Annotated in this window: 8 protein-coding genes and 1 pseudogene; 7 read left to right on the plus strand and 2 right to left on the minus strand. The window is 59.1% G+C overall.

Translation table 11 applies throughout. The features are described 5' to 3' along the window. Nucleotides 1–30: 30 nt before the first annotated feature. On the minus strand, nucleotides 31–1,215 hold the full coding sequence (locus ABEB22_RS10945; protein ID WP_339112842.1) for an MFS transporter: 1,185 nt from the start codon (nucleotides 1,213–1,215) through the stop codon (nucleotides 31–33). 97 nt (nucleotides 1,216–1,312) lie between these two features. On the opposite strand from ABEB22_RS10945, the gene ABEB22_RS10950 reads away from it, so the two are divergent. From ABEB22_RS10950 to ABEB22_RS10970, 5 genes are all read left to right on the plus strand, one after another. After that, nucleotides 1,313–1,912 (plus strand): TetR/AcrR family transcriptional regulator, encoded by a 600-nt coding sequence (locus ABEB22_RS10950; protein ID WP_339112841.1) that lies wholly within the window; start codon nucleotides 1,313–1,315, stop codon nucleotides 1,910–1,912. A 334-nt stretch (nucleotides 1,913–2,246) separates the two neighbouring features. Further along, nucleotides 2,247–3,650 carry a gluconate:H+ symporter gene (locus ABEB22_RS10955; protein ID WP_350936144.1) on the plus strand — a complete coding sequence of 468 codons (1,404 nt, stop codon included), beginning with the start codon at nucleotides 2,247–2,249 and terminating at the stop codon, nucleotides 3,648–3,650. A 758-nt stretch (nucleotides 3,651–4,408) separates the two neighbouring features. Then, nucleotides 4,409–7,777: a Hint domain-containing protein gene (locus ABEB22_RS10960; RefSeq protein WP_406870288.1), complete on the plus strand. Its 3,369-nt coding sequence runs from the start codon at nucleotides 4,409–4,411 to the stop codon at nucleotides 7,775–7,777. 224 nt (nucleotides 7,778–8,001) lie between these two features. Next, nucleotides 8,002–9,261, plus strand: a complete 1,260-nt coding sequence (locus ABEB22_RS10965) for a Hint domain-containing protein (protein WP_350936140.1) — start codon at nucleotides 8,002–8,004, stop codon at nucleotides 9,259–9,261. A 131-nt stretch (nucleotides 9,262–9,392) separates the two neighbouring features. Further along, nucleotides 9,393–10,088 (plus strand): Hint domain-containing protein, encoded by a 696-nt coding sequence (locus tag ABEB22_RS10970; protein WP_406870289.1) that lies wholly within the window; start codon nucleotides 9,393–9,395, stop codon nucleotides 10,086–10,088. 99 nt (nucleotides 10,089–10,187) lie between these two features. Here the strand turns inward: ABEB22_RS10970 and ABEB22_RS10975 are convergent, their stop codons facing one another. Beyond that, nucleotides 10,188–10,325, minus strand: coding sequence for a DUF1127 domain-containing protein (locus ABEB22_RS10975; protein ID WP_339112836.1), 138 nt, complete (start codon nucleotides 10,323–10,325; stop codon nucleotides 10,188–10,190). Nucleotides 10,326–10,495: 170 nt separating this feature from the next. Here ABEB22_RS10975 and ABEB22_RS10980 point away from each other — a divergent pair. Continuing rightward, nucleotides 10,496–10,729 (plus strand): annotated as a pseudogene (locus ABEB22_RS10980) (GntR family transcriptional regulator); the annotation flags it as partial. Nucleotides 10,730–10,789: 60 nt separating this feature from the next. Beyond that, the gene (locus tag ABEB22_RS10985) at nucleotides 10,790–11,911 is read left to right on the plus strand and encodes a PLP-dependent aminotransferase family protein (protein WP_339114518.1); all 1,122 of its coding nucleotides are present in this window, start codon (nucleotides 10,790–10,792) and stop codon (nucleotides 11,909–11,911) included. Nucleotides 11,912–12,024: the final 113 nt, after the last annotated feature.

Genomic DNA, 12,024 nt, shown 5'->3' on the forward strand with positions numbered 1-12,024 from the left:
AGGGGGGATTACCATAGGACCGGTCGATCCTCAGGCGCGCGCAAAGGCGCTTTTGCGCTCGCGGAAGATCAGTGCGGCAAGGAGTGCACCTGCCAGAGCGGCCACGGAGAAGGCCATAAAGGCGAGGTGGAAACCGCCCGCCGTGATCAGAGGCTGGGTCAGGATCGGCGAGATGAATTGGCCGATGAACAGGCTGAAGGTCAGTGCGCCCGACGCCATGCCGTGATGGCGCATCGGCACCGCATCCAGCGTTGAATTGAAGAGCGTGGGCACAATCAGACCGGGCCCCATGCCAACGAAGAGCGAGGCGACGGCGATCATCGGCACCAGCTGGACATAGCTCATCAGCAGGAAGCCCGCCGCAAGCATTACAAACCCCGCCGCCAGTACTCCGCCGCGCCCGAGCGTGCGGCGCAGGAACGGATAGACCATTGCGATAGCGCCCGCCGCGAAGGTGACGCAGACCATCATCAGGGCGGCGGTGCTCGGATCGGCATGGCCGAGTTGGCGCAGATAGAAGGCGATCTGCGTGGGCAGGATATAGAAGGTGGCGAAGGTCAGCGCCATCAATAGAAGTCCGAGCCCCAGAACCAGGGGCCAGCCGTCCTGACCCTGCGAGCTGGGGTGGCTGCCATCCGTATGCGCGTGGCTCCTTGGCTCGTCGAGGCACAGATAGAGGATCGGCAGATAGACGAGGCCCGCCAGATAGAGCGCGAACGGATAGAAGGAGGAATGGTTGGCCAGCTGTCCGGCCACAGCGATGAAGATCAACCCGCCGAAATTGATGAAGGTCATCTGTAGGCCCATGAACCTGCCACGTTCGGCGCCATGGAAATATTGTGCCACCAGCGCGGTCATCGCCGTCATCAGCATGGCGACGCTCACCCCCAGAACGAGGCGGGTGCCGAGTAGCACAGGGAGAGTGGGGGCCCAGAGCCCGGCACTGCCCGCAAGCCCGAACAAAGCGGCACCGGTGATCAGCATGGCCTTGCGCCCCACACGGTCAACCACGAAACCCGCAAACGGGGCGATGATCGCGACGGTCAGCGAGGGGGCGGTGATCAGCAGAGGGGTCAGCAGATCGGCATTCGGGGTGCCTGCGAAATAGGCCCCGATGCCTGGAAGGCCGGGGCTGATGATGGCGTTGGACATGACCGTCAGCGTGGCGGCGAGCAGCAATGCAACGGCGCGACGGTCCTTCAGCAAAGAACCCATGGGAGGCACCTATGACAATGAGGGGATTACAGTTTACAAATTCTGTAACTTGTAAGAAGTAGATATTCAAGTGCAGTAAATCCCCGAGGCCGGACCTATGCCCAGAACAGGACTTTCCTCCGAAACGTTGAAATGCCGTGCGGTCGAGGTGGCCCAGCAGCGCATAAAAGCGGTGGGATATAGCAAGTTCCGTGTCACTGATGTGGCGGCCGAACTGGGGGTCAGTCATGCCGCGCTCTATGCCCATTTTTCGGGAAAGGCGGATATTCTGGATGCGGTGGTGGGCCATTGGTTGGATCTGGCACATGAGGAGTTGCGCGCGGCGGTCTCGGGTCCCGGCACCGCTGAAGAGCGACTTGAAAGCTGGCTGATCCAGCGGCTGCGGCTCAAACGCGAGGCGGCGGTGAAGGATCCCGAGCTTTACGAGGCCTATTGCGAGGCCTCCGACCGGTTGCGCGACGTTGTTCAGCGTTACAAATCCATCTGGCGTGACCAGATTGCCAAGCTTCTGGTGCAGGCGATCCCCGGTCTGAAAGATCCGATCCATGCAGCCTGTCTGGTGCAGCAGGCGATGTATGGCTTCAACCATCCGCGGCTGGTTCTGGACTATCTCGACGCCGATACCGAAGAGGTGGAGACACGCCTGCGCGATGTCCTGCGCACGCTTATTGCGGGTTTGCGCGTCCTCTCCCGATAATCTTTTCCGAGAGGCCGGAGAGATCAGCCTCTGCCGATAAGTGGCATGGCGGGTCGGGCCTTTCTGCTCGAGCAGGTGAAGCTGCGCGTTCTGCCGCAGATGCCGGACGCATCTGGGTCCGCTCCACGGATCACGGATCGTATACGACTTCGTGAAGCCCGCGAGATTGACAAATGCTTGCCCGATGGACGCTATGCGCTCGTTCGGACATATGCATGGCTGTTTGCCCTTCAAGCAGTTGCGCCATGTTGCCGGACCCGAGAGATGCAGGTGGAGGCCCCGCATCTTCCGGCCCTGATCGGGCCGCGTGTCGTGTAACAAGTATGGGGGAGATATGACGAGTTCCGACATCCAATTACTGGCTATCGCTTTGGCTGGCGTTCTATTCCTCGTGGGGCTGATCGTCTCGCGGATCAGGCTCCATCCACTTCTGGCGCTTCTGGTTACGGCACTGGCTGTCGGACTGGCCGTGGGAATGCCCGTCGACAAGATCGTCTCCACCATGACCGGAGGCGCGGGAAAAACGCTGAGCGGCGTCGGTCTCGTGATCGCGCTTGGCGCAATGCTGGGCAAGATCCTTGCCGATACCGGCGTGACAGAGAGCATCTCGGAGGCCCTGATCCGCAAGACGCCCGCACATCTTCTGCCATGGGCTATGGCGGCGACCGCCTTCGTGGTGGGGATCCCGATGTTCTTCGAGGTCGGTCTGGTGGTCATGCTGCCATTGATCTTCTCCGTGGCGCGGAAGCTGGAAAGCGCATCGGAGACCCCGTCGGGGGTCAGGGGCTCGAGCTATATGTTTGTGGGGGTTCCCGTCATTGCCGCGCTGGCCTCGATGCACGGTATGGTTCCGCCCCATCCCGGTCCGCTGACGGCCATTGCGGCGCTTGACGCCAGTGTCGGTGCGACCATGATCTACGGTTTCTGCGCGGCAATTCCCGCAATCATTCTGGCCGGACCGGTCTACGGCCGGTTTATCGCACCGAAGCTTGCCGCCGTTCGCCCCGATGGCGAGATGATTTCCCAGTTTACCGAGAAGACGGGGGAGGACAGGTCCGCGATGCAGCCCCCTTCGGCAGGGCTGTCCTTGCTGACGGCGCTGATGCCTGCGCTTTTGATGCTGTTGCACTCTCTCACCCAGCTCGCTCTGCCCGGGGGATCGGGCTTGCTGACGGTCACGGCTTTCCTCGGCAATCCGGTGATTGCCATGCTACTCAGCGTGCTGTTTGCGGCTCTTGTGCTCGTCTATCTGCGGCAGGGAGATGCGGAGGTTCTGCGCAGTTCCATGACGGCGAGCCTGCGTCCGATCGGGAATGTCTTGCTGATCATTGCGGGCGGCGGTGCCTTCCAGCATGTTCTGGCGGCCGCCAATGTGGGCGATGCGATCATGCATCTGAGCCAGCAATTCCATCTCTCGCCCCTTCTTCTCGGCTGGATCATTGCCATGCTGCTCTCGGTCTCGACGGGCTCGGCCACGGTCGGGATCGTGGGGGCGGCGGGCCTTCTGGCGCCGCTTGCGGGGGCGGGCAATGTGAATACCTCGCTTCTGGCGCTCTCGATCGGGGCGGGGTCGCTGTTTTTCAACTATGCCAACCATGCGGGATTCTGGCTGGTGAAGGAAAGCTTCAGCATGTCGATGAAAGAAGCTACGCTGTCTATCTCGATCATCCAGTCCATCGTGGCGCTGGTCGGTCTCGCGATGGTGCTGGTTATGAACCTGCTTCCGGCCATCGGCTGAGATCGTATCGTCGGGCAGGCGGGCAATGTCTGCCTGTCGCGTCCCTCGCCACCATGTCTATGAGGGGCCTGTTCGTCTGCAGACGATCTGGGGCTGGCAGCGGTTGTCCGGGCAGGCTTCTCCCAACAGTCAGGTCGGCGCTGATTGATTTACCAGACAGACGGCCTTGGCGCGATTCGAGAAAGTGTTTCGGATCAGGCGACAATGTTGCTGAAAACTGGCATTTAAAGCGAAAATGATTGGTGCCGAGTTAACCTCTCTCTCGGATTCTTTCCTCTGTTTTAAAAAGCTGATCGGCATGATGAGAGCCGTCTATTGTTTCCAAGAGAGATGGTTATCGACAAGAAATCGCCCCGATCTCTCGGTTTTTATCTCGTTTTGGCGTGAATTGTCGCCAATACCGAGACACAACTTTGGCAAAGATATGACGCCTCGCGCGTGGGTTGTGGTTAAGGCTTCAGCTGGTGACGGCGCGGAAGGGGGTGCCGCTCAAATATCTCTTTTTTTATGTAATCCCATTGAGTATTCCCTTCGGTAAGGCATCTGACTGCGGCCAGCGGAGAAGCTCACGCTGGACTCGCTCGCCCCCTATCGGGGATCGGCGAAAGATCTCTGGACGTGTGTCTCGATCGCGCTTTATCACGAAGGGGTCAGGCTTTCGCGCCACAGTCTGCCCCGCTGAAGACCGGCGTTTCCAAAGCGCCTAGCGCTTGTGTTGTTTACCGGAGTGAAGGCCGGTTTCAGGTGAGGTGAAAAGTATGACGTATACTACGAGTAAAACGGCCCCTTCGTGCAACACAGGCGGGACGACAAGCAGTGACGGCGTTGTCAGCGGCACCAGCGGGAATGATACCATCGACGCCACCTATGTCGACCGCGACGGCGATCGTGTGGATGACGGCAAGGGAACGTATACTTATACCGACAGCTACGGCAACACCTACACCTTCACCGGCAATCAGGATGTCATCTCGGCGGGAGATGGCAATGACCTGATCAAATCGGGCACGGCGCAAGACGCGGTCGTCGCAGGGAACGGCAATGATACCGTCTATGCCGGCGACGGTGATGATTACGTCTGGGGGCAGGCGGGTAATGACAGCCTCATGGGCGAGGCGGGGAACGACTCCATCGCCGCTGGCACCGGCGCGGATTATGTATCGGGCGGTGCGGGCAACGATTACATCTGGGGCGAGGATGGCAACGACACCATTGATGGTGGCGATGGAAATGACGTGATCGATGCGGGCACCGGCGACGACAGCGTCACGGGCGGTGCGGGCAATGATGCGATCGCCGGCAATGACGGTAATGACGTCATCAATGGCGGCGCGGGCACCGATTATATCTGGGGCAATGCCGGCGCTGATACCCTGTCGGGCGGCGATGATGCGGATGCGATCTCTGGCGGCGACGGCGCCGACAAGATCTATGGCGATGCCGGTAACGACTCTCTTTACGGCAATGCCGATAACGACTCCATCTGGGGTGGGGACGGCAATGACTATATCGATGGCGGCACGGGCAGCGACTATGTCTCGGGTGGAGCCGGCAACGATACCTTCGTCGGTGGCGCTGAATCGGATTATTTCTCCGGCGGCACCGGTCTCGACATGGTCGACTATTCCGGCTCGACCTCGGCGGTCAATGTCAACCTGTCCTCGATGTCGGGCACCGGCGGCTATGCCGATGGCGACAAGTATGACGGCGTCGACGGGGCCTATGGCTCGGAATATGACGATACGCTGACCGGCTTCGACGGCGAAAGCACCAGCGGTTCGGATGCTTATACCAATGTCTTCTACGGCAATGGTGGCAATGATTATATCGACGGCGCGGGCGGTTCCGACTCGCTCTATGGCGGCGACGACGATGACACGATCGTTGCCGGTTCGGGGAACGATTACGTCGAGGGCAATGACGGCAACGATTCCATCACCGGCGGTGACGGTAACGATACGCTCTACGGCGATAATAGCGCCGCGACCAATACCAGCGCGGGCAATACGCTGACGGTGACCATCACCAGCACGAGCGCGGGCTATGTGAACTCGGTCTTCGTCTATAGCGTCGATCCCGATACCGGCGATATCACGACAACGACCCTGACCGCCAATGCGGCCAATTCCGTCGGCACGACCTATACCTACGACACGACCGATGGCGAGATCGTCGGGATCGGTATCACCACCTCGGCTGGCTATACCTATTATTCCTCTGCCTATGGCGAGAACGTGGGTATGAACCCCGACGGGATCAGCCATACCTCGGTCTTGGGCCAGGAGGATGACGGCTCCTACAATATCGGCTTCGAGGATATCTATGGCGGCGGCGACGAGGATTTCAACGACGTCGTCCTGAACGTCAATCTCTCGAATTCCGGCGCGGTGGTGGATACGCCCGATGGTGTGCTCAGCGCGGGCGGGGATGACTATATCTCCGGCGGGGCAGGCGACGACTCCATCATCGGGGGCGGCGGAAACGATACCCTGCTGGGGGATGCGGGTAACGACACGATCAGCGGTGGCACCGGCGACGATTCCATCACCGGCGGCGCAGGCAGCGACTCTGTCGATGGCGGCGATGGCGATGATTACATCAACACCGCCGATACTTCTGCCACGGCGCTGCCCGATCGCGGCTATAGCGGCTATTATTCCGCGGATACCGATCCCTATAACGACCGTGACACCGTCATGGGCGGCGCGGGCAATGACACGATCCTCACCGGCGATGATAATGACAGCATCGATGGCGGCGATGGCGATGACAGCATCGACGCGGGCTATGACGATGACACCGTCACGGGCGGCGCGGGCAATGATTTCATCGTTGGCAGCGAAGGGCGCGATTCCATTGACGGCGGCGACGGCAATGACACCATTTATGGTGGTGCCGGCCCGATCGGCTATGACGTCAATATCGCGGATGATAACGGCGACAAGGGCACCGATAACGGCATGGACACGCTCTCGGGCGGCGCTGGCGATGACGTCATCTATGGCGAGGATGACGACGATCTCATCTATGGCGGCACCGGCAACGATTATCTCGATGGCGGCGTCGATGACGATACGATCTATGGCGATGAGGGCAATGACACCCTGATCGGCGGGCAGGGCAATGACTCCCTGCTCGGTGGCACCGGCGACGACTCCCTCTCGGGGGGCACAGGGGCCGATTACCTCGAAGGCGGTTCGGGCGTCGACACGGTCAAGGGTGGTGCCGGGAATGACACCATTCTGGGCGGGGATTCGGACAGCCTCGCCGGTGGCGCGGATGCTGATGACTTTATCATCAGCAACACCGATGCGACCAACGGCAGTAATACGACCGTGACCGTTGAGGGCGGTTCGGGCGGGAATGACTGGGATACGCTCGATTATTCGGGGCTGATCTCGGCGGGCTATACGGTCACCAGCATTACCAAAACGGCCGAGACCAATGGTAATCCGGGCTTTGACGGGACGATCAAGTTCTACAATGCCTCGACCAATTCCTGCCAGACGATCAACTTCACCGATATTGAAGAACTGGTGCCGTGCTTCACGCCGGGGACGCTGATTGCGACACCGCATGGCGAGACGCCGGTCGAAGATCTGAAGGTGGGCGACAAGGTTATCACCCGCGATAACGGGATCCAGGAGATCCGCTGGGCGGGCCGTCGCGATCTGACCAAGGCCGAGCTGAATGCCGCTCCCCATCTCAAGCCGGTTCTGATCCGCGCAGGCTCGCTGGGCCCCGATCTGCCCGAGCGCGACATGATTGTGTCGCCCAACCACCGGATGCTGGTGGCCAACGCGCAGACAAGCCTCTTCTTCGAAGAGCACGAGGTCTTCGTCTCGGCCAAGCATATGCAGGGCATGGCGGGTGTCTCCACGGTCGAGACGCTGGGCACCAGCTATCTCCACTTCATGTTCGACCGTCATGAAGTCGTTCTGGGGAATGGCGCATGGACCGAAAGCTTCCAGCCCGGTGACCAGACGCTCGGCAGCATGGGCAATGCCCAACGCGACGAGATCTTTGCGCTGTTCCCCGAACTGCGCACGCATAAGGGTGTCGACGACTATCAAGCCGCGCGTAAATCGCTCAAGCGGTTCGAAGCAGAACTTTTGAAAATGGCATGATCCTGTCAGCCGCGTCCTCCTATAGGGCGCGGCTGTTCCATCTCTTTGGCAGACCGATCCTTTTTTGCCTGTTTTTTGAAATTTCCATTCTGGAAACAGATTAATTCAATTTTTTCACGAGCTTTCACTTTTACGCTGGCTGCCCCGACGGTAAGATTTTTTTAATCGTTTAGAGCCGGGGCTGAGCAGAATCCTGGCCGAATCACGTATGTGAGGGGATGGGTATGACCTTTAGCCTTTCCGGTATTTTTTACGATAAAAACGGTTACGATAAAGACGGTTATAACAAGGATGGCTATGACTGCGATGGATATAACCGCAGTGGCTATGACAAAGACGGTTATGACCGCGAAGGCTATGATTGCGACGGTTATGACAAAAACGGTTATGACTGTGACGGCTATAACCGCGACGGTCGCGACGAAAACGGATGCGACAAGGATGGACATTGCGAGCCGATCACCGGGACCGAATGCAACGATATCCTGATCGGTTCCGATAGCTGCGATGACACGATTACCGGTTTAGGTGGCAACGACCTTCTTTACGGGGCGGATGGTGATGACCTGCTTGATGGCGGGGCAGGGCGCGATGTTCTCTGGGGTGGGCGCGGCAATGATACGCTGATCGGCAGTGTCGGTGACACGCTGAACGGCGGCAGTGACGCGGATTCGATCTATGTTACGGGCGATCACTCGGGGACGATCTATGTCGATGGCGGCTCGAGGGGGGACGACAACGACACCCTTTATTATGGCGCACTCCTTAAGGCCGGCTATACACTTCAGACCGAGGAGCCCTGTGGCGGATGGAAAGAATCCGGCGTTCTGAAGTTCTACAATTGCGAGACCAAGAGCTGCATCACTGTCAGCTATTGCGATATCGAAAACGTCGTTCCCTGCTTCACGCCCGGTTCGCTGATTGCAACGCCGACCGGTGAAATCGCGGTCGAACGGCTGCGGGCTGGCGACAAGATCCTGACCCGCGACAATGGTGTGCAGGAGATCGCATGGGCCGGTCAATGTGATCTGGGCGGGGAAGCGCTGCGCCGCAACCCGGATCATGCGCCGATCCTCATTCAGGCCGGGGCTTTGGGGAACGGTCTGCCCGAGCGGGATATGTGCGTCTCGCCCAATCACCGGATGCTGCTGACCGGCAAGCGCGCGCAGCTCTATTTCGAGGAATACGAGGTGCTGGTGGCTGCCAAATATCTGGTGGGAATGCCGGGGGTTATGACGATGGCGGTCCCGCAGGTGAGCTATATCCATTTCATGTGCGAGCGCCACGAGATCGCGCTGGTCGACGGGGCATGGACGGAAAGCTTCCAGCCGGGCGAGGTGACGCTCAGCTCGATGGGGGTGGCGCAGAAGCGCGAGATCTTCGCGCTCTTCCCCGAGCTGGCCAATGATCCGACGCAGCCAAATTTCACGGCCGCGCGCCGGAGCCTGCGTCGTCACGAAGCGACCCTTCTGTTCAACGCCTGATCTTCCGCGAAACCGGAACACCAAAGCTGCCTCGGTTTTGCCGGGGCAGCTTCAATATTTATTAAGGCCCATTTTGCATAGTGATCGGTGACTGCCTGTATCCTTGGCGCTTGCCGAACGGTTGAACAACAATGCCCCATCTCCTGTCCAATGCCCCAGACGTGGTTCACCCCGAAAGCGGAGGGCGACCAGGCTTTGTGATCTCGGGATTGGCAGGGGCTTGCGAGGTGCGCTACGCCTTTGCGGATTATGAGGAGCAGCAGGGCGCTGTCTCTTTCGCGTTCGAGGGTGAAGAGGCGCCACTGTCGGGCTGCTATCGCGAACTTTGCGCCTTGGCCACTGGACTGACCGCTTCGACGCAAGTTGTGACCGCGCGGGGCGTGTTGCGCGCCGACGAGATTGTTCGGGGGGATCTGGTGCTGACCCGTTCCAACGGTATGCAGCCCGTCAAATGGGTTGGTCACCGGCATCTGGACTGGAAAATTCTGGGGCTGATTCCGGCATTGCGGCCCAAACAGATCCCTGCGGGAAGGCTGGTGGCAGGTCTACCCGACAAGCCGGTCGAATTGATGCAGCATCAACGCTATGCCACAGGCGGGTCGGATGTAGTGTCTCTTATGGAAAGCAAGACCGAGATCGAATTCGAGCCGGTGTCTGCGCCATGCTGCCACCTTGTACAGCTATTGTTCGAGGGGGTTCAGTTCATCCATTGCGACGGGCTCTGGCTCGAGAGTTTCCGACCTACCCATCTCAATACCGGGCTTTTGGCCGAGGATGACCGGATTGAAATTATGATGATCCAGCAGTCGTCTAGAGTTGTTTCTTGATGTAATGCATTAAAAAAAGGCCGAGCGTTATTGCTCGGCCAGTTCAGTAGTGCCGACAGGGGTTGCCGCATCTACTGGGGATTGGGGTCGGTGGTGCCATCAGTGCCAGAAGGGGCGTTGGGCTTCCTGCTGCGCGTCTTCTGCCGTAAGGCCAATATCTTTCAAAATATAATCAGGCAGCGTCGCGAGGTTGCGACGGGTGCGGATACGGAACGCCCAGAGTGTGACCAGCTTCATGATCGACGGTTTCGCATTCGATTTTGCGTGCTGTCTGAAGAGAGGTAGGCTTTGCATGATGCACCTGAGCGTTTTGTATTGATACAATCTTTGGTTTCCGATATAAAAAGGATACAATACGCTTTGTATCTGCCGCCAGAAATATATTGTATCGGTTACAAGAGGGCCGGATGGACGATCAGACCACGCAATGGAAGCCCGAACTTTCCAATCAGAAAGGGCCGAAATATCTCGCGCTCGTTCGGGCATTGCGAGAGGGAATTCGTGCAGGAAAGTTATTGCCTGGACAGAAGTTACCAACGGTGCGGGATCTGGCTTGGCGGCTTGGTGTGACGCCTGGAACCGTTGCGCGAGGCTATCAGATCGCCACGCAGGAAGGGTTGTTACAGGCTGAGGTCGGACGCGGGACTTTTGTATCGATACAATCAGGACGTCTGGGGCCAACAGAATCAGTCTATCCACTCATGTCCTACGAACATAGTGAAGGCATTGTCGATTTCCGCTCGCCCATTTTGCCCGATGTCGGGCAGGTCGCGGCACTGGCCAAGGCCATGGCCGAGGCGGCAAGAGAGGTGGATGATCAGTATCTCAAATATCCCGGCTTGCGGCGCGATGAATATTGCCGCGAGGCCGTGGTTAACTGGTTTCCGGCAGGCTGCAGTGTGCGTCCGCTGGCCCAGCCAGAGAATATCGTGCTGACACTTGGCGGGCAGAACGGGCTGTCACTGGTGCTGCAATGCTGTCTCCGCGGTGACAGGCCGGTGGTCTTTGCCGAAGAGCTGGCCTATCCCGGTTTCCGCCATGCCGTGCGTCTCCATCGTGCCGAGATCCAGCCGATCGCGCTGGACGAGGAGGGGATGATTCCCGAGGCGCTGGACCGGGCCGCGCGCCGGTATAACGGGCAGCTCGTCTTTATCACGCCGGATGCGCAAAATCCGACGGCTGTGCGGATGAGCACCAAACGGCGTCTCGAGATCGTCGAGGTGGCGCGCCGTCATAACCTGCAGATCGTCGAGGATGATTGCTATACCGCGCCAGTCAACGATCTTCCTGCATTTCGTGCCATAGCGCCCGAACGCGCATGGTATGTGACCTCGCTTTCGAAAACGATCTCGGCGGGCATGCGGTTCGGGATCGTTGTGGCGCCCGAAGGCATGGGCGAGGCAGGGCGTCTGACGGCGCAGCACAGCTATTTCGGTCTTCCGCGTCCTGTGACCGACATTGTGACCCGTCTGCTGAACTCGGGCGAGGCCCTGCGCCTGCGGCTTGCCGCGCAGGCCGAGATGGACCGGCGGCTCAAGCTCGCGATCAATATATTGGGCGGTTACGAGATCTCGTGGCAGGAGGGTCTTTCCTTCCTTTGGCTTCGGCTTCCCTTGGGATGGCGCGGTTCCACCTTCGTGCGTATGGCAGAGGCAGAAGGGGTTTTGTTGCGTTCGGCCGATGAATATGTCCTGCAGGACGGGCATGCGCCCAATGCAGTGCGGATCGCACTGGCCGGTGGCGTAACCGAGAATATGATGTGTCAGGCCTTGGGGCGACTAACGGGAATCCTGCAAAGCCAGCCGAACGAGATACCTGTCTAGGTGTTTAATATTTAATCGCTTGCTGTCGGATCGGGCGCAAAATACTGCTCTGTCCCTTTCATCCGCCCAATTGCTGTGCTTTTGTCACCTCTAGAATGCGTCAGACAGCAGGA

It is taken from the genome of Thioclava sp. 'Guangxiensis', from assembly GCF_045348365.1.
In the GTDB taxonomy this organism is placed as follows: domain Bacteria; phylum Pseudomonadota; class Alphaproteobacteria; order Rhodobacterales; family Rhodobacteraceae; genus Thioclava; species Thioclava kandeliae.

What these genes read in the sequence shown, in the direction of transcription:
- ABEB22_RS10945 (WP_339112842.1), bottom strand. Translation starts at nt 1,215, where the DNA reads ATGGGTTCTTTGCTGAAGGACCGTCGCGCCGTTGCATTGCTGCTCGCC.
- ABEB22_RS10950 (WP_339112841.1), top strand. Translation starts at nt 1,313, where the DNA reads ATGCCCAGAACAGGACTTTCCTCCGAAACGTTGAAATGCCGTGCGGTC.
- ABEB22_RS10955 (WP_350936144.1), top strand. Translation starts at nt 2,247, where the DNA reads ATGACGAGTTCCGACATCCAATTACTGGCTATCGCTTTGGCTGGCGTT.
- ABEB22_RS10960 (WP_406870288.1), top strand. Translation starts at nt 4,409, where the DNA reads ATGACGTATACTACGAGTAAAACGGCCCCTTCGTGCAACACAGGCGGG.
- ABEB22_RS10965 (WP_350936140.1), top strand. Translation starts at nt 8,002, where the DNA reads ATGACCTTTAGCCTTTCCGGTATTTTTTACGATAAAAACGGTTACGAT.
- ABEB22_RS10970 (WP_406870289.1), top strand. Translation starts at nt 9,393, where the DNA reads ATGCCCCATCTCCTGTCCAATGCCCCAGACGTGGTTCACCCCGAAAGC.
- ABEB22_RS10975 (WP_339112836.1), bottom strand. Translation starts at nt 10,325, where the DNA reads ATGAAGCTGGTCACACTCTGGGCGTTCCGTATCCGCACCCGTCGCAAC.
- ABEB22_RS10985 (WP_339114518.1), top strand. Translation starts at nt 10,790, where the DNA reads ATGTCCTACGAACATAGTGAAGGCATTGTCGATTTCCGCTCGCCCATT.